Source organism: Lysobacter sp. Root604, assembly GCF_001427505.1.
In the GTDB taxonomy this organism is placed as follows: Bacteria; Pseudomonadota; Gammaproteobacteria; order Xanthomonadales; family Xanthomonadaceae; genus Lysobacter.
In genome coordinates, this window is sequence record NZ_LMGS01000009.1 from 1,299,660 (window position 1) to 1,317,103 (window position 17,444).

The 17,444-nt window shown below is 69.8% G+C and carries 16 protein-coding genes, 1 other RNA gene, 1 pseudogene and 1 riboswitch; of the genes and pseudogenes, 13 read left to right on the forward strand and 5 right to left on the reverse strand.

What is annotated here, in order from left to right; all coding sequences use genetic code 11:
- Positions 1-8: 8 nt before the first annotated feature.
- The 6 genes from ASD69_RS14100 (at position 9) to thiL (ending at position 5,036) form a co-directional block, all read left to right on the forward strand.
- On the forward strand, positions 9-770 hold the full coding sequence (locus tag ASD69_RS14100) for a class I SAM-dependent methyltransferase (RefSeq protein WP_056179120.1): 762 nt from the start codon (positions 9-11) through the stop codon (positions 768-770).
- Between the two features lie 195 nt (positions 771-965).
- A riboswitch (FMN riboswitch) is annotated at positions 966-1,123 on the forward strand.
- Between the two features lie 131 nt (positions 1,124-1,254).
- Positions 1,255-1,863 carry a riboflavin synthase gene (locus ASD69_RS14105; RefSeq protein ID WP_056179123.1) on the forward strand — a complete coding sequence of 203 codons (609 nt, stop codon included), beginning with the start codon at positions 1,255-1,257 and terminating at the stop codon, positions 1,861-1,863.
- Positions 1,860-2,990 carry a 3,4-dihydroxy-2-butanone-4-phosphate synthase gene (gene ribB / locus ASD69_RS14110; RefSeq protein WP_056179126.1) on the forward strand — a complete coding sequence of 377 codons (1,131 nt, stop codon included), beginning with the start codon at positions 1,860-1,862 and terminating at the stop codon, positions 2,988-2,990. The genes ASD69_RS14105 and ribB overlap by 4 nt, the downstream gene beginning before the upstream one ends.
- Positions 2,991-3,117: 127 nt before the next feature.
- A complete protein-coding gene (gene ribH, locus ASD69_RS14115) occupies positions 3,118-3,615 on the forward strand; it encodes a 6,7-dimethyl-8-ribityllumazine synthase (RefSeq protein WP_056179129.1) in 498 nt (165 codons plus the stop codon).
- Positions 3,612-4,073, forward strand: coding sequence for a transcription antitermination factor NusB (nusB, locus tag ASD69_RS14120; RefSeq protein ID WP_056179132.1), 462 nt, complete (start codon positions 3,612-3,614; stop codon positions 4,071-4,073). Before ribH ends, nusB begins: the two co-directional genes overlap by 4 nt.
- 15 nt (positions 4,074-4,088) lie before the next feature.
- On the forward strand, positions 4,089-5,036 hold the full coding sequence (gene thiL, locus ASD69_RS14125) for a thiamine-phosphate kinase (RefSeq protein WP_056179135.1): 948 nt from the start codon (positions 4,089-4,091) through the stop codon (positions 5,034-5,036).
- Between the two features lie 511 nt (positions 5,037-5,547).
- On the opposite strand, the gene ASD69_RS14130 is transcribed toward thiL, so the two are convergent.
- The 4 genes and pseudogenes from ASD69_RS14130 to ASD69_RS14145 form a co-directional block, all read right to left on the reverse strand.
- Positions 5,548-6,930, reverse strand: coding sequence for an FAD-linked oxidase C-terminal domain-containing protein (locus ASD69_RS14130; protein WP_056179139.1), 1,383 nt, complete (start codon positions 6,928-6,930; stop codon positions 5,548-5,550).
- Positions 6,927-7,463 (reverse strand): metal-dependent hydrolase, encoded by a 537-nt coding sequence (locus ASD69_RS14135; protein WP_056179142.1) that lies wholly within the window; start codon positions 7,461-7,463, stop codon positions 6,927-6,929. Before ASD69_RS14135 ends, ASD69_RS14130 begins: the two co-directional genes overlap by 4 nt.
- A 6-nt stretch (positions 7,464-7,469) precedes the next feature.
- Complete coding sequence (locus ASD69_RS14140) at positions 7,470-7,862, reverse strand: YraN family protein (RefSeq protein ID WP_056179147.1); 393 nt, start codon at positions 7,860-7,862, stop codon at positions 7,470-7,472.
- 10 nt (positions 7,863-7,872) lie between these two features.
- Positions 7,873-9,141: pseudogene (locus tag ASD69_RS14145) on the reverse strand (penicillin-binding protein activator); the annotation flags it as partial.
- 239 nt (positions 9,142-9,380) lie between these two features.
- Here ASD69_RS14145 and rsmI point away from each other — a divergent pair.
- The 3 genes from rsmI (at position 9,381) to rnpB (ending at position 12,129) form a co-directional block, all read left to right on the forward strand.
- The gene (gene rsmI / locus ASD69_RS14150; protein ID WP_056179150.1) at positions 9,381-10,205 is read left to right on the forward strand and encodes a 16S rRNA (cytidine(1402)-2'-O)-methyltransferase; all 825 of its coding nucleotides are present in this window, start codon (positions 9,381-9,383) and stop codon (positions 10,203-10,205) included.
- A gap of 246 nt (positions 10,206-10,451) precedes the next feature.
- Entirely contained in the window at positions 10,452-11,711 is a 1,260-nt protein-coding gene (locus tag ASD69_RS14155; protein ID WP_157499204.1) for a bacterial transcriptional activator domain-containing protein, read from the forward strand.
- 57 nt (positions 11,712-11,768) lie between these two features.
- Positions 11,769-12,129, forward strand: an RNA gene (rnpB, locus tag ASD69_RS15170) — RNase P RNA component class A.
- Between the two features lie 561 nt (positions 12,130-12,690).
- Here the strand turns inward: rnpB and ASD69_RS14160 are convergent.
- Entirely contained in the window at positions 12,691-13,179 is a 489-nt protein-coding gene (locus tag ASD69_RS14160) for a hypothetical protein (protein ID WP_056179156.1), read from the reverse strand.
- A gap of 510 nt (positions 13,180-13,689) precedes the next feature.
- On the opposite strand from ASD69_RS14160, the gene mraZ reads away from it, so the two are divergent.
- The 4 genes from mraZ to ASD69_RS14180 are packed head-to-tail and all read left to right on the forward strand — an operon-like array spanning position 13,690 to position 17,439.
- The gene (mraZ, locus tag ASD69_RS14165) at positions 13,690-14,136 is read left to right on the forward strand and encodes a division/cell wall cluster transcriptional repressor MraZ (protein WP_056179159.1); all 447 of its coding nucleotides are present in this window, start codon (positions 13,690-13,692) and stop codon (positions 14,134-14,136) included.
- A gap of 11 nt (positions 14,137-14,147) precedes the next feature.
- Positions 14,148-15,218: a 16S rRNA (cytosine(1402)-N(4))-methyltransferase RsmH gene (gene rsmH, locus ASD69_RS14170; RefSeq protein WP_056179162.1), complete on the forward strand. Its 1,071-nt coding sequence runs from the start codon at positions 14,148-14,150 to the stop codon at positions 15,216-15,218.
- Entirely contained in the window at positions 15,215-15,478 is a 264-nt protein-coding gene (gene ftsL / locus ASD69_RS14175) for a cell division protein FtsL (RefSeq protein ID WP_056179165.1), read from the forward strand. Before rsmH ends, ftsL begins: the two co-directional genes overlap by 4 nt.
- A complete protein-coding gene (locus ASD69_RS14180; RefSeq protein WP_082576485.1) occupies positions 15,475-17,439 on the forward strand; it encodes a penicillin-binding transpeptidase domain-containing protein in 1,965 nt (654 codons plus the stop codon). Before ftsL ends, ASD69_RS14180 begins: the two co-directional genes overlap by 4 nt.
- Positions 17,440-17,444 lie beyond the last annotated feature (5 nt).

A 17,444-nucleotide genomic window follows, 5' to 3' on the forward strand; every position in this document is an offset into this window, starting at 1 on the left:
GCGCGGTCATGAGCGGCACCGATTTCAAAGACCATTTCTCGGCCATCGCCGGCGCCTACGCGGCGGCGCGACCCGAGTACCCCGATGCCTTGTTCGACGTGCTGAGCGGCGTGGTGCCGGCGACCGCGCGGGTGTGGGAGCCGGGCTGCGGCAGCGGCCAGGCCACGCGCGGCCTGGCGGCGCGTTTCGCCTGGGTCCACGCCAGCGATCCCAGCGCGCAGCAGATCGCCCAGCACTGGGCCCAGACCGGCGACGCGCGCGTCGAGCTAGCGGTCGAGCCCGGCGAACGCACCGTGCTGGCCGACGCGAGCGTGCAGTTGGTCGCGGTCGCCCAGGCCCTGCATTGGTTCGACCGCGCGGCCTTCTTCCGCGAATGCGAGCGCGTGCTCGCGCCCGGCGGCGTGCTTGCGGCCTGGGGCTACGGCGACTTCCTGGCCCCGGAAGGCATGCTGGAACCGGTGGCCGCGTTCCGCGCCCAGATCGAGGCCTACTGGCCGCCGGAGCGCGCCCAGGTCGACGCCGCCTATGCCGGTTACGACTGGCCGTTCCCCGCGCTGCCCGCGCCCAGCCTGTGGCTGGAGGCCGAATGGTCGCTGGCGCGTTTTCTGGGGTATCTGGGCAGCATGTCGGCGACCGCGCGCTGCCTCGCCGACAGCGGCGACGACCCGGTCGCGCGGCATGCGCCGGCGCTGGCGGCGGCCTGGGGCGATGCGGGCGACCTGCGCACGCTGCAGTGGCCGCTGTTTTTGCATTTGCGGCGCAAGGCTTGAAAGCAAATCCCCCCTAGCCCCCCTTTTTCAAAGGGGCGACAGCGCCCGCTTCTCTTCCCCCTTTGAAAAAGGGGGATTGAGGGGGATTTGCTTTAGGCCGCGAACCCCCACCACCCCCAGAACACTGCATCCGGCCGGCCATCCCCACCCCCGGTGCTAGAATGCCCGCGCCGGTTTCCGGCACTACTACTTACGTAACGTCTTCAGGGCGGGGTGCGATTCCCCACCGGCGGTAGGTGCGGGGCCTAAGCTCCCCGCGCGAGCCCGCGAGCGCCTCCGGCCACGCCGGAGGGTCAGCAGATCCGGTCGGATGCCGGAGCCGACGGTCACAGTCCGGATGAAAGAAGACGGCTTTCGCATGGCGCGCGTCGCCGTGCGCTTGCCTCGTGCCTTGAGGCGTTTTTCGCTCACCATCATGCGGGAAACGTTTCATGTCCAAGCTCCACCTTAGCCGCCGCGCGCTCGCTGTCCGGGAGACGCGCTGATGTTCACCGGCATCATCGAAGGCGTCGGCGCGCTCGCCGATCGCCAGAACCTGGGCGGAGACGTGCGCCTGCGCGTCGCCACCGGCAGCCTCGACTTCGCCGAACCCAAGCTGGGCGAAAGCATCGCGGTCAACGGCGTCTGCCTGACCGTGATTGCGTTCGGCAGCGACTGGTTCGACGCCGACGCCTCCACCGAAACCCTGGCCCTGACCACCCTGGGCGGCCTGCGCGACAACGCCATCCTCAATCTGGAACGTGCGATGCGGCCCAGCGATCGCCTCGGCGGGCACCTGGTCAGCGGTCACGTCGACGGCGTCGGCCGCGTGCTCGACGTGCGCGAGGACGCGCGCGCGCAGCGCTGGCGCTTCGCCGCGCCCGCCGCGCTCACGCGCTACATCGCCAAGAAGGGTTCGATCTGCGTCGACGGCGTCAGCCTCACCGTCAACGAAACCGATGCGCAGGGCTTCGAGGTCGCGTTGATCCCGCACACCGTCGCCCACACCGCATTCGCGCAGACCGCGGTCGGCGATGCGGTGAATCTGGAAATCGACCTGGTCGCCCGTTACGTCGAGCGCCTGCTGGGCCACGCACAGGAGACCGGCGCATGAGTTTCGCCAGCATTCCCGAACTGTTGGAAGAGATCCGTAACGGCCGCATGGTGGTGATCGTCGACGACGAGGACCGCGAGAACGAAGGCGACCTGATCATGGCCGCCGAACTGGTGCGGCCGTCCGACATCAACTTCATGGTCACCCACGCGCGCGGCCTGGTCTGCCTGTCGCTGATGCGCGAGCGCTGCCTGCAACTGGGCCTGGGCCCGATGGTGCGCGACAACACCTCCTCGCACCACACCAACTTCACCGTCAGCATCGAGGCCGCCGAGGGCGTCACCACCGGCATTTCCGCCTACGACCGCGCCCACACCGTGCGCACCGCGGTGCGTCCGGACGCCAAGCCCGCCGACCTCGCCCAGCCCGGCCACATCTTCCCGCTGATGTCGCAGCCCGGCGGCGTGCTCAATCGCGCCGGCCATACCGAAGCCGCCAGCGACCTGGCCATGCTCGCGGGTCTGGAGCCGGCCGGCGTGCTGGTGGAGATCCTCAACCCCGACGGCAGCATGGCGCGGCGGCCGCAGTTGGAGGCGTTCGCGGCCGAGCACGGGCTCAAGATCGGTTCGATCGAGGAGCTGATCCGCTACCGCCTGGCCACCGAGCACACCGTCGAGCGCGTCGACGAGCGCGAGATCGAGACCGAATACGGTCCGTTCCGTTTGATCAGCTACCGCGACCGCCTCAGCCATGCGCTGCATTTCGCGATGCTGCGCGGCCAGCCCGATCCGACCCTGCCGACCCTGGTGCGCGTGCACGTGCAGAACCCGCTGGCCGATGCGCTGCACTGGCGCCGCGCCGACTTCGGCCCCGCGGTCGGCGACGTGCTGGCCGCGATCGCGCGCGAGGAGCGCGGCGCGCTGGTGCTGCTGGGCGACGCCTCCGGCGCCGATGCGCTGCTGGCGCGGGTGCGCGAGCAACCGGCCGCGCACGAGGCCGAACCGGTCGTCGCGCCCAGCCAGGGCCATACCCTGGCCGAATGGCGCCGCAACGGCGCCGGCGGCCAGATCCTGGCCGATCTCGGCCTGGCCCGTCTGCGCGTGCTCGGCACGCCCCGGCGCCAGGTCGGCCTGGCCGGCTTCGGCCTGGAAGTCGTCGAATACGTCGATCCGGCCGCGCTGGGCTGAGCCCGGCCGAACCGCGCATGCGCCCGTTCGCGGTCGCATGCGCGCACCGCGGCGGTCGCGGCCGCCGATTCGTCGGCACTGGCCGCCCCAGCCGCTAAACTACCCCTTTCGTCCAGACGGTTCCCCCATGTCCCATTACGAAGGCGATCTGCGCAGCCCCGAAGGCGCGCGCTACGCCGTCATCGCCAGCCGCTGGAACCCGCGCATCACCGATACGCTGGTCGCCGGCGCGCGCCGCACCTTCGCCGAACACGGCGTCGCCGAGGACGCGATCGACGTGATCCGCGTGCCGGGCGCCTGGGAGCTGCCGGTGGTGGCCGCGCGACTGGCCCGCGCCGGTTCGCACGCCGCGGTGGTCGCGCTGGGCTGCGTGGTGCGCGGCGATACCCGCCACTACGAACAGGTCGCCGACGGTTGTTCCGAGGGACTGATGCGGGTATCGCTGGACTACGGCTTGCCGATCGCCAACGGCGTGCTGGCGGTGGAGCGCCACGAAGACGCCGAGGCCCGCGCCGGCGGCAGCCACGGCAACAAGGGCGAGGAGTGCGCATTGGCCGCATTGGAGATGGCGCACCTGCTCGCGCAGGCGCCGTTCGAGCAAGCATCACAGGAGCACAGCCGATGAACCGCCGCCGCCACGATGGCATTGATCCGGTCGCGCGTTCGCGCGCACGCCGCCGCGCGCTGCAGGCGGTCTACGCCTGGCAGTTGTCGGGCGCGCGCGTCGAGGACGTGATCGCCCAGTTCGCGCACGAACAGGCCCACGAAGTCGCCGACCTGCTGTATTTCGAGGATCTGGTGCGCGGCGTCGACAAGTACCAGGAAGAACTGGACGTCGCGCTGGCGCCGTTCCTGGACCGCGACATCGAGCAGGTCGATCCGATCGAGCGCGCGGTGCTGCGCATCGCCGCCTACGAGCTGCGTCGCCGCCCGGACGTGCCGTATCGCGTGGTTCTCAACGAGGCCATCGAAACCGTGAAGCGTTTCGGCGCCGAGCACGGGCATACCTACGTCAACGGCGTGCTCGATCATGCCGCCGCCGATTGGCGCCCGGTGGAAACGCAGGCGCCGCGCGCCAAATAAGCGCGACCTGCCGCGATGGCCGAATTCGACCTGATCGCGCGCATCCGCCAGCGCGTGGCCGCACGCGACGACGTCGTGCTCGGCATCGGCGACGATGCGGCGGTGCTGCGCGTGCCGGCCGGGCGCGAGCTGGTGGTGGCGATGGACACGCTCAATGCAGGCGTGCATTTCCCCGACGAAACCGCGCCGGCCGATATCGGCTGGAAAGCCCTGGCCGTGAATCTGTCGGACCTGGCCGCGATGGCGGCCGAGCCGGCCTGGTGCACCTTGTCGCTGTCCCTGCCGCAGGCCGACGCGGGCTGGTTGGACGCGTTCCTCGACGGTTTTCTCGGCCTGGCCGCGCAGCACCGTGTGGCCCTGGTAGGCGGCGACACCACCCGCGGCCCGCTGTCGGTGTGCGTGACCGTGCATGGGCTGGTCGAACCGGGCCGCGCGCTGCGCCGCGATGGCGCGCGCGTGGGCGACACGGTATGGGTCAGCGGCAGCCTGGGCGATGCCGCGGGCGCTCTGGCGCAGTGGCGCGCGGGCGCGGCGATGGACGCCTTCCTGCGCGAGCGCCTGAACCGGCCGACGCCGCGCTTGGCCTTACTGCCCGCGTTGCGGCATGCGAACGCGGGCATCGACGTGTCGGACGGTTTGTTGGCCGATCTGGGGCATGTGTGCGCGGCCAGCGGCGTGGGGGCGCAAGTCGATCTGCCTGCGCTGCCCGCTACGGAAGCCTTGCGCGCGTGCTTCGACGACGCGACGCGGTATCGGCTGCAGGCCACAGGCGGCGACGATTACGAGCTGTGCTTCACCGCGCCGCAGAGCGCGCGCGAGGCGATCCTGCGCGACGCGACCGACGCCGGCGTGGCGGTCACCGCGATCGGCCGCGTGGTGGCGGGCACGGGCGTGTCGGCGTTCGATGCCGAGGGTTCGCCTTGGCGGGACGCGCGCACGGGGTACGACCACTTCGCCGCGTAGGCGGTCGTGATTCCCATCGCACATCGTCGCAACGCACCTGCGCGCGCTTGCGCGACGATGCGGTTCGCCTGCGTCTCACCGCATCCTACGGCTCTGGCAACCGCAGGCCGTCGCTCTTCCTCCCCCTTTGAAAAAGGGGGATTGAGGGGGATTTGCTTTTGCGCGATGAAAATCAGTCGCGCACGGTCCGATACGCTCGCTACGAGCGGCTCCACCGAACCCTCAATCGATGCCGATGGTTCGCCTTGGCAGGACGTGCGCACGGGGTACGAGCACTTCGCCGCGTAGGCGGTCGTGGTTCCCATCGCGCATCGTCGCAACGCACCTGCGCGCGCTTGCGCGACGATGCGGTTCGCCTGCGGCTCACCGCATCCTACGGCTCTGGCACCCGCGATGCCGTCGCTCTTCCTCCCCCTTTGAAAAAGGGGGATTGAGGGGGATTTGCTTTCGCGCGATAGGAATCGGCCGCACACGGCCCCTCACCCTCGCTACCAGCGTCTCCCACGCCCCCTCAATCCGGCAACAACTTCCCCGGATTGAGTATCCCCTGCGGATCGAACACCGCCTTGATCTGGCGCATCAGCGCCAAGGTCGGTGCGTCGATCGCCTGCGTCATGAAGTCGCGCTTGGCCAGGCCGATGCCGTGCTCGCCCGAGAGCGTGCCGCCCAAGGCCAGCGCCAGGCCGAACACCCGCGCCATCGCCGCGTTAGCGCGCGCGCTTTGGTCGGCATCGGCGGGGTCGTAGAGCAGGTTCACGTGCAGATTGCCGTTGCCGGCGTGGCCGAAGCAGACGATGGGCAGAGCGAACTCGCGCGCCAAGGCCTGCACGCCATCGACCAGTTCCGGTATGCGCGAGACCGGCACCACCACGTCTTCGTTGATCTTGCCCGGCGCCAACGTGCGCAGCGCCGGCGACAGGGCCTTGCGCGCGGCCCAGAGCGTTTCGCGCGCGGCCTCGTCGGCCGCGTCGTCCAGTGCCAGCAGGCCTTCGCCGGCGGCCGCGCGTTTCAGCGCCTCGATCGCCTGCGGCAAGGTGTCCGCATCGCCGTCGGCCTCGACCATCAGCAGCGCGCCGGCCTCGTGCGGAAGATCGGCGCCACCGACGTCGCGCGCGAGGCGCAAGGCGTCGCCGTCCATGAACTCCAGCATCGAGGGCGTCACCGGTTGCGCCATCAGGCGCGCCACCGCCAGCGCCGCCGACGAAACGTCGCGGTAGATCGCGCGCAGCGCGCGCCGCTGCGGCGCCGACGGCGTGAGCCGCAGGCTGGCCTCGACGATCAGCGCCAGGGTGCCCTCGCTGCCGACCAACAAGCGATGCAGGTCGTAGCCGGTCGAACCCTTGGTGGTCGCGGTGCCGCAGACGATGAGGTCGCCCGCGCCGGTGACCGCGGTGATCGCGAGCACGTTGTCGCGACTGGCGCCGTATTTGACCGCGCGCGGGCCGCCCGCGTTGCAGGCCAGATTGCCGCCGACGGTGCTGAAGGCGGCGCTGGTCGGATCCGGCGGCCAGAACAGGCCGTGCGGCTTGAGCGCGGTTTGCAGCTCGCCGTTGAGCACGCCGGGTTCGACCACCGCGCAGCGGTCGCCGGGACGGATCGCGAGGATGCGGTTCATGCGCTCGAACGAGACCACCACGCCCGCCGCGACCGGCACCGAGGCGCCGGTGGTATTGGTGCCGCGCCCGCGCGCGACCACCGGCACGCGGTGCGCGCGACAAGCGCGTACCAGCGCCTGCACCTGCTCGCGCGTGCGCGGCAGCGCGACCGCGTCCGGCAGCGCTTCGCGGCGCGAATTGTCGTAGGCGTAGGCCAGTCGTTCGCCGGGGTCGGTGAGCCAGCCGTCGCCGAGCAGCTCGGCCAGCGTGCGCGCCAGCTCGACCGGCAGCGCGCTCATGGGCGCGTACCCGCGTTCCGGCGCGCCAGCCAGGCCAGCGGCGCCGCCAGCAGCAGGGTCGGCAGCCACACCCATTGGATCTCCGACCACAGCACATGCACACCGCGCAGACTGAAGAAACCGGCGCCGATCGGCGAGACCTCGATCGGCCGCCACGGCGCGAAGAGGCGCGCATCCGACCACGGCCACCATAGGGCGACGCCGAGCCCGCCGTCGGTGAACGCGTCCAGCAAGGGATGCGAAGCCACGCACAGCGCCAGCCACAGCGCCGCCCACAGCGGCGGACTGCGCAGCCAGCGGGCAACGAGCGCGCCCAGCGCGCCAACGGCGGCGGCGAACGCGAAGGAGTGGCTGGCGCCGCGATGGCCGAAATCGTCGGCGTAGGCGATGCCCAGCTTGAACGCGACCACGTCGGCGTCGGGCAGCATCGCCGCGATCGCACCGGCCACCAGCAAACGCCGGTCGACCCGGCGCGGGTCCAGGGCCCAACCCAGCGCTAGCGGTACCACGGCATGGCTGATGACGGTGGGCATGCGGTGTCAGATCTCGTCGGCGCGGAAGGCGTCGCGCAGCCAGTGCAGGCGCGGGGCGGTGGGATCGCCGTCGGCTTCGATCACGTCGAAGCGGCAGGGCGCGTTGCGGTAGGCGCGGTGCGCGACGAGGAAGGCCTGCGCGGCCTGGACCAGGCGCCGGCGTTTGCCGATATCGACCGAGGCCGCGCCGCCGCCGAAGGCCGCGCTGCGGCGGTAACGCACCTCGACGAACACCACGCAGTCCTCGCGCGCGGCAGGGTCCAGCATCACCAGGTCCAGCTCGCCGAACCGGAAGCTGGCGTTGGCGGCGATATCGCGCAGGCCCTGTTCCAGCAAGTACGCGCGCGCGGCGGCCTCGACCGCCGCGCCGCGGCTGCGTCGGTCCGTCGGTGCGGCCATGCGGGCTGGCTTACTGGCGCGCCACGTCGCTCAGCGAAACCGCGACGCCGCTGCTGAAGGTCGACCACGCCGGCGTGCGCATCACGTTGCCGAAGCCGTCGATGCGCAGGGTGCCGGTGGCGCCGGTGATCTGGCCGTCGGTGGCGGTCGCCATGCGTTCCAGATAGGCCGACAACAGCCAGGCGTCGTAGCCGAACGCGAACAGGCGCGCGGCCGGCCCGCGCGCGGTCGGCAGGGTCTGGCCGGCGGACGCCGCCGCCGGCAGGCCGCGCACGCCGCGGGTGGTCCAGGCTTCGGAGGGGAACACGATGCCGTCGAGCACGCGGTCCTGTTCCGGCTTGCCGGTGCCCGACAGCACATAGGAGGTCGCCACGCGCGGCTTGCCGCCCAGGCCGGCCAGGGCCAGCTTGGGCATCAGCGTGCGCGCCGAGGCGCCCTTGACCGCAAGGAAGATCGCATCGACGCCGCCTTCTTTATTGGCGAACGGCGCGAAGTCGGCGGTGCCTTCGCCGACCACGTCGCTGATCGCGGCGCCGCGCTCGTTCAGGCGTGCGCGCAGCGCGGCCACCGCGCGGTTCTGACCGTCGTCGCCGCCGCCGACCACCAGCACGCGGCGCGCACCGCGGCCGAGCAGGTAGTCGGCCGCCGCGATGCCTTCGTCTTCCGGCGACAGCGAGAAGCTGGCATTGCCGGATGGCGGCGCGACGCTGCCGCGGTTGAGCGCGAGCACCGGCAAAGGCAGCGCGCCCTTACCGAACAGCGCGCTGACCTCGTCGCGGCCGAGCGGGCCGACCACGAAATCGTTGCCCTCGGCGGCGGCCTTGTCGTAGGCGGCCAAGGTGCCGCCGGCGGTGCCGAGGGTGTCGTAGAACACCACGTCCGGACGTCGGCGGTTCTCGCCGTAGTAGCCGGCGAGGAAGCCGTCGCGCACCGGCGAGGCGGCGGTGGCCAGGCCGCCGGACAGCGGCAGCAGCACCGCGATCTTGTTCGGCGGGCGGTAGCCATCGCTGTCGGCCGGCGGGCGGCTGGGATCGAGGCGCAAATTGCGGTCGAACGGGCGCGGCAGCGGCAGGCCGCGGCGCAGCAGGGCACGGCCTGCGTAGTTGTAGAGCGGGTCGCCGGCCGGCAGCGCCGCGGCTTCGCGGGCCAGGCTGTCGTTGTCGAGCTGATTGAGCAGGCGCTCGATCTGGCTGTCGTTCTCGCTGCGCGCCGCGCCGCTGAGGGCGGCGCCGTTGCGCGCCAGCTCGGCGGCCTGCATCACCAACGGATGGCCGGCGGTCCGCGCCGGCGCCGGGCCGGTTTGGGTGGCTACCGTGCCGCAGCCCGCCAGCGCGAGGCCCAGCGCCAGAGCGGCCAAGGCGAACCGCGCGCCGCGCCAGCCGACCCGGCCGGCAGCGGTAGGCGTGAGGGGGGATCCTGCGATCTCGAGCTGAAGGCGCATCGGCTTGCTTCCCGCCGCGACGCGGCGTTCCTTGGGGGACCGGTTAGGATTCTACCCGGCCCCGACACGGAAGCACGATGCACAGCCCCGGCACCCTTCACATCGTTGCGACCCCGATCGGCAACCTAGGCGACCTGTCGCCGCGCGCGCTGGAGACCCTGCGCGGGGTGGCCGCGATCTGCGCCGAGGACACCCGCCACACCCGTCAGCTGCTGTCCCACTTCGGCCTGGAGCGGCCGCTGCTGGCCCTGCACCAGCACAACGAGGACGCCCAGGCCGCGCAACTGATCGCGCGCCTGCAGGCCGGCGACTCGCTGGCGCTGGTGTCCGACGCCGGCACGCCCCTGGTCAGCGATCCCGGTTTCCGCCTGGTGCGCGCCGCGCGCGCGGCCGGCATCCGGGTCTCGCCGGTGCCCGGCGCCTGCGCCGCGATCGCCGCGCTCAGCGTGGCCGGGTTGGCCTCGGACCGGTTCGCGTTCGAAGGCTTCCTGCCGGCCAAGGCGTCCGCGCGCCGCGAGCGCCTGAGCCGGCTGGCGGCCGAACCGCGCACCTTGCTGTTCTACGAATCCGCGCATCGCATCGAAGAAGCCTTGGCCGACATGGCTGTCGCGTTCGGCGACGAGCGCCCGGCGGTGCTGGCGCGCGAGCTGACCAAACTGTTCGAGACCGTGCTCGACGGCAGCCTGGCGCAGCTGCGCGAACGCGTCGCCGCCGATCCGAACCAGCGCAAGGGCGAGTTCGTGGTGATGATCGAAGGCGCTGGCGAAGACGCCGATGCGCAGATCGTCGAAGGGCGGCGGCTGTATGCGAAGCTGACCGAATACTTGAAGCCGTCGCAGGCCGCCAAAGTGGCGGCCGAGCTTAGCGGGGCGTCGCGCAAGGCGCTGTACGGCGGCGATTGAATCTAGGCGCCCAACGCGGCGCGGGGGCGGGGCATGGACGTGCGACGAAGTGGGTATTGGCCTGCGGTCCTGGGCATAAGCTTGCTTGCGGCCGGCATTGCCATGGCCGCGCCGCAGGAACGGCCCGATCGTGTTCAGGCAGCGGCCGAAACCGCGGCGGCGCTGGCGCGGGAGGCGGCGCGAGAGCACGGCCCGCGGGATGGGGCCGCACGCGAACAAGCCAAGGCGCAAACGGCACCCGCCGAGATGGATTGCAAACGCGGCGCGCGCTATCTGCTGGCCAGCGCCGTCATGCTGCGCAAGCCGTCCGATCCGGACAGCGCGGCGGTCGCGCGATTGCCGATCGGCGCCGAGGTCGAGGGCGGGTGCGCCGAGAACGGCTGGGTGCGAGTCTGGGCTAAAGACCACAGTGGCTTGATCGGCTGGGTGCGCAGCGACTTGATGAGCATGCGACGGCCGACTCTGGAGGCCCTACTGGATGAATCGCGTGCCTTGCCTGCCGCCGATCGCGAGGGCCGTCTTCGGATCGCCGAGCGTGCGCTCGCGCTGGCGCCGTTCGACGAACGCGCGCATCGGTTGCGCATCGACGCCCTGCGCGAGGTCGGCGAACGCGCGGCGCTGGTGCAGGCCGAACGCGCCCTCGCCGAGTTGCGGCGGCCGCAGGTGCGGCGCGACAAGGACGAGCCGCGCCTGATTTTCGCCTACGACGGCGAAGTGCTCAGTCCGCTGGCGACGCTCACTGAGCGCGGCTTGCAGGACGGCCCCTATTCCGCGGCGGACGGCGGCCTGCCGGTCGGCGATCCACGCCGCGCGCCGGCGTACTTCCGGCCCGGGCGCGTCTATCACTACTACCGTGGCGGCGCCGACGCCGGTCTGCTGCGCGTACTGGGCAAGACCGAGCCCAGTTGCGAATCGGACGTCGCGCTGGTGCAGCGTGTCGGCGCGGACGGGGCCCAACCGCTATTGGCGGGCATCGCGACGAACTTCGCCTTGCGACCCTCGGCGAAGGCCGCCATCGCCGAGCCCGATGCCGGCGAGCGCCAACTGCTCGAGCGTTTGTTGCGCGAGGCCTTGAGCAAACAAGGGCTGTCGAAGCGGAAAACCGACGCCGCTCTCGACCCTGCGCGCGACGCGGCCGGATCCGGTCCGCAGTACGCCGCGGCGCTATGGCAGGCGCGCGGACCGCGCGTGCTGATCGCGAGCGTGCGCGCCTATTTCAGCGAGGAAGAGGATCGCGACGACACCCACGCCCAGGCTTACGCCTTGCTGATCGTGGAGCTGGATCGTAACGGCAAGCACCGCGTAGTCCATCGCGAGGCCGAGGTGGGCGAGGGGGGCGAGAGTTCGCACTCGGCGCGCTATCTGGACCATCTGGACCTGGACGGCGACGGCCGCAACGAGCTGATCTTCATGCAATACGGCTACGAAAGCTGGGGCTATCAGGTCTGGCGGCGCGGCAAGAGCGAGTGGAAGGCGGTGGCCAACGGCGGTGGCGGCGGCTGCTGAACCGCGTTCGCGCGTTTTCAGGCGCGAATACGCGAACAATGCGACAATACGCGCGGCGGAGTCGGCCAGGCAGTCGCGTCATCGGATCGCAAGATCGGGTGCCGAGGAAAGTCCGGGCTCCACAGGGCACGGTGCCAGGTAACGCCTGGGCGGCGCGAGCCGACGGAAAGTGCAACAGAGAGCAAACCGCCGAACGGCGTCGCAAGACGCGCGTGGTAAGGGTGAAACGGTGCGGTAAGAGCGCACCGCGAGTCCGGTAACGGACCGGCACGGCAAACCCCACCGGGAGCAAGGCCAAATAGGGAGACTATGCCGCGGCCCGCGGTGTCTCCGGGTAGGCTGCTTGAGCGTAACGGTGACGTTGCGCCTAGAGGAATGACTGCTCACGACAGAACCCGGCTTACGGCCGGCTCCGCCGCTTTTTTAGACGCCAGTGGCGTCTAAAAAAGCCCCAAAGTTTTCGTGGAAAACTTTGGGCCCCAGGCTATCGCTTCCAATCCCCGCGGCTGTCGCCGCGCCCCCTTACTAAGGGGGCTCTCCATATCGAGCGGCGTCACTGTGGCCGCTTCCTGTGGCAGCGGCGTGAGCCGCGATGTATTTCGTGCTGCGCACGAAATCCCAAACTTGCTGCGCAAGTTCGGGCCCCGCTATGTGCTTTCAATCCCCGCCGCTTCGCGGCGCCCCCTTACTAAGGGGGGCTCTCCACATCGTGGTGATGTCGGGGGCATCTGTCTTCGTATGGTTTGCGATTTTGCTCCCTCTCCCGTTTACGGGAGAGGGTTGGGGTGAGGGCACGCGGGGCATCGGGTTCGCGCCGAAATTCTCGTTTCGCGCGCTCTTTGTTTCGCGCATGCGCAGCGAAAAATCGGCGTGCGGACTACTTCGCCAAACCGATCTGCTTCATGAAGGCCTGGTTGTCCCAGAGCAGCCCCATGCTATCGGGCTGCGGCGCCGTAGGCGGCAATGAGCCGCGCTTGCCTTACCCGTCCTCGCGGACGTGCAACTGCGCGATGGCCGAGTCCTTGAGGGTTCCGGGTTCCTTCTTAATCCTCCCGGCTTCCAGCGACATCATTGCGTAGATGATCGGGCCAACGGCGCGCCTGTCGGCGTTGCCCGGCGCACCCACGTACCGGAAGAGTCGCGGTTTCTTGTTCGGATTGTTGGGCACCCACACGCCGCCCTGCGTCTGGATGACTTGTCCGTCGCCTAGGAAGTTGACCAGCCGGAAGCAACCCTCGGGGCCGATGAAATAATCGCCGGACGAATCCCGGTGCGCGACGCGGTAGGTGCATGCGCCCAGCGTGATGTTGGACGGCTGCCCTTTGTCGGTGAAGTAGTCCTGGGCGACGACGTCCTGCTCCAGGGTGAAGTAGCGCTTCGCGGCCTCGGCCGGCGCGGGCTTCGGTGGGCGGGCGTGACCGACGCCGAGGCTCGCGCATAAGACGATCAGAAGCAGCATCCATTTCATGTAGCGATCCCCAGCACCTGCGTCGACAGCGCCGTGAGCTTAGTGGCGCGCCTCGAGATTGTCGCGGGCGTGGCTGCGTGCCCCTATTCAGGATTCTGGCGCGGCGCGCTAGCTCAGGGAGGTCGGCCCCGCATCCTCGGGCTCATCGTCCCAATTTGAATGGTGCGGTGCAGCAGGTTGGCCGCCCGGGCCGCCAGAGATTGCGACGACCGTCAAACTAATCGCCAGAATCTCAAAATATGAGACGAAACAAAGGTTAGTGGATAAGTCTTGAATAAAGTTCTGAAGATTGCCGCAAGCCATTGATGCGCCTAGCGAAATTCCGTCTCAAAAGTTGTTGACAACCTTGTGCGCAGTGCTAAGGTGGGCATCCGAGGGAAAACCGGGTTTTTTGTGGTTTTTTCGGAGGCCTTGGCCGCCGGTTGGCGGCCAGTACGCAGGTGATCCGTCGCGAGGCGGACCTAACCAGGCGACCCATCCGGTAGAGAGGGGCGCCGTATAAGGTGGGCAATGTTCCAGGGCGAAACCGCCATCACGATCGACGACAAGGGCCGGCTAGCGGTGCCCACCGCTTACCGGGACCTTGTCGCGCGCGATTGCGGCAACCGCCTGGTCATCACCTACAACCCGTTCGAGGCCGGCAGCCTCTATCTCTATCCGCTGGCGATCTGGGAGCGCGTGCGCGACCAGGTCAACGCCCTGCCCAAGGCCAAGAAGGTCAACCGCAACATCCAGCTCAAGCTGGTCGGCGCGGCCTCCTTCGTCGAGCTCGACGGCAACAGCCGCATCACCGTGCCGGCCAGCCATCGCGCCGCCGTGGGCATAGAGAAGAAGGCCGTGCTGCTGGGCATGGGCGACAAATTCGAGTTGTGGAGCGAGCAGGCGCATCACGCCCAGATCCGTCAGACCATTACCGACGACGATCTGAGCGACGAGCTGCTCGACCTGCAGCTGTGACGGGCGGTGGCATGGAGCGCCCGGGTGCGCGGTCCGGCCACCTCCCCGTGATGTATCGGCAGGTCCTGGACGGCTTGCGCATCGACGGGAGTGGGACGTACCTGGATGGCACGTTCGGCCGTGGCGGTCATGCGCGCGGCGTACTCGATCAACTCGGCGCCGGAGGCCGGCTGCTGCTGATGGACAAGGATCCCGAAGCGATCGCCGTCGCCGAACGCGAGTTCGGCGCCGATCCGCGCGTGGCGATCTTCCGCGGCAGCTTCGCCCAGCTCGCGCATTGGGATGCGGCCGAGTCCGGTCTGGACGGCGTGCTGCTGGACCTGGGCGTGTCCTCGCCGCAGCTGGACGTGGCCGAGCGCGGTTTCAGCTTCGGCAAGGACGGTCCGCTGGACATGCGCATGGACCCCGACAGCGGCGAGAGCGCGGCCCAGTGGCTGGCGCGCGCGGACGATCGCGAGATCGCCGACGTGCTGTGGACCTACGGCGAAGAGCGCCAGAGCCGGCGCATCGCGCGCGCGATCGTCGCCCGTCGCGGCGAGCAGCCGCTGACCCGCACCGCCCAGCTGGCCGACCTGATCGCCTCGGTGGTGCCGCGCGGCGGCGACAAGATCCATCCGGCCACGCGCAGCTTCCAGGCCATCCGCATCCACATCAATCGCGAGCTGGCCGATCTGGAGACCGGGTTGGACGGCGCGTTGGCGCGGCTCAAGCCCGGCGGCCGCCTGGCGGTGATCAGCTTCCATTCGCTGGAGGACCGCATCGTCAAGCAGTTCATCCTGCGCCACAGCAAGGCCCCGCCGGCCAACCGGCGCATGCCGATCGAGATCGCGTTCACGCCGACCCTGCTGGCGGTTGGCGGTGCCCAGAAGGCGCTGGACGAAGAAACCGCCGACAACCCGCGCGCGCGCAGCGCGGTGCTGCGCGTGGCCGAGAAGCTGGGAGAGCGGGAAATCGGGAATCGGGAATCGGGAATCGGCACGGCGAAAGCCCAAGCCGCTGACGATGTGCCCGGGGCCTTGCTTGTCCGATTCCCGATTCCCGATTCCCGACTCCCGGCGCCACCGGCGGGAGTCGCCCAGTGATGCGCCTGCTCGTGACCGTGCTGGTGGTGGCCAACGTGGCCTCGGCCCTGGCCGTGGTCTACGCGCGCCATCAGCACCGCCAGTACTTCGTCCAGATCAACAAGCTCGACCGCGAGCGCGACGAGCTCAACATCGAATTCGGCCGCCTGCAGCTGGAGCAGGCGACCTGGGCCGAGAGCAATCGCATCGATCAGGTCGCGCGCGATCGCCTGGGCATGAAGTTCCCGGAAGGCGTCGAAACCGTGGTGATCAAGCCATGAGCGGCCGGCGCGACGACCACCGCAGCGGCCCGCTGGACCGCCTGCTGGGCGAGCGCGGCAAGCGCCAGGGCCCGTATTCGCGCGGCCCCTCGGATCGCGGCGCGGGCAAGCCGCGCGGGCGCGCGCGCTTCGACCTGCGCAACCGCCTGCTGATCGTCGGCGGCACTCTGGGTCTGTGCGCGCTGGCGCTGGTCGGGCGCGCGTTCTATCTGCAGGTGATCGGCAACGATTTCTACCGCCAGCAGGGCGACGCGCGCGCGCTGCGCGAGATTCCGATCCCGACCTCGCGCGGCATGATCACCGACCGCAACGGCGAGCCCTTGGCGGTGTCCACGCCGGTCGAGTCGATCTGGGGCAATCCCAAGGAACTGCTGAAGAATCCGGCGCGCCTGCCGGAGCTGGCGGCGGCGCTGGGCGTGCCCACCGACTACCTGACCCGCAAGCTCAGCCAGCGCTCGGGCAAGGAATTCCTGTACCTCAAGCGCCGGATCAATCCGGACGAGGCCCACCGCATCCTCGCGCGCAAGATTCCCGGCGTGTTCTCGCAGCGCGAGTTCCGTCGCTTCTACCCGCAGGGCGAAGCGATGGCGCATGTGCTGGGCTTCACCAATATCGACGACCGCGGCCAGGAAGGGCTGGAGCTGGCCTTCGACGACTGGTTGCGCGGCAAGCCGGGCGCCAAGCGCGTGATCCGCGACGGCGCCGGCCGCATCATCGAGAACGTCGATCTGGTCAAGTCGGCCGAGCCCGGTCACGACCTGACCCTGACCATCGACCGTCGCATCCAGTACCTGACCTACCGCGAACTGCGCCGCGCTCTGCTGGAGACCGGCGCCAGCAGCGGTTCGGCGGTGGTGCTGGACGTCGACACCGGCGAGGTCCTGGCGATGGCCAACCTGCCGACCTACAACCCGAACCTGCTCGGTTCCGGCAATCCGGACACCCACCGCAACCGCGCGGTCACCGACGTGGTCGAACCGGGCTCGACCATGAAGCCGATCACCATCGCGGCGGCCCTGCAGTCGGGCCGGGTCACCCCCAACACCATCGTCGATACCCGGCCGGGCTCGATGCCCAACGGCCGTTACCGCATCAACGACACGCACAACTACGGCGTGCTGACGGTTACCGGCGTGATCACCAAGAGCTCCAACGTCGGCGCCGCCAAGCTCGCGCTGCCGTTGCCGAACGACTACTACTATCAGTTCGTGAAGGGCTTCGGTTACGGCCGCAAGCCCGAAAGCGGCTTCCCCGGCGAATCCTCTGGCGTGCTGATGCCGCCGGATCGCTGGAGCGGCACCACCAAGGCGACCATGTCCTACGGCTACGGCCTGTCGGCGACGCCCCTGCAGATCGCGATGGCCTACGCGGCGATGGCCAACGGCGGCAAGCTGATCGCGCCGACCTTCGTGCGCGGCCAGCGCAACGAGCCGCAGCAGGCGATGGACCCGAAGGTCTCGGCCGAGGTCATGCGCATGATGCAGACCGTGACCGAGCCCGGCGGCACCGCCAAGGCCGCGGCGATCCTGGGCTACCACGTCGCCGGCAAGACCGGCACCGCGCGCAAATTCAGCGGCACCGGCGGTTATTCCAACAAGTACATCTCGCTGTTCGCCGGCGTGGTGCCGGTCAAGCGTCCGCGTTTCGCCATGACCGTGGTCATCAGCGAGCCGGATCCGTCGATGCGCGGCTATTACGGCGGCTCGGTGTCCGGCCCGGTGTTCCGCAACGTCATGGACGGCGCCCTGCGCCTGATGGACGTGGCGCCCGACGACATCGACACCTGGCTGGCGGCGCAGTCGGCAGCCGAAGCCAAGCGGCTCAAGGCCAACGGCGGCAAGCCCAGCGGCCCGGTGCTGCCGATCGACGCCGACAGCGTGAGCGAGAACATCGAAGAACTGCCCGCCGATCTGCCGCCGGTGGCGGCGGGCGCGGTCGCGCCGCTCGGAGCCGGGCGATGAACGCC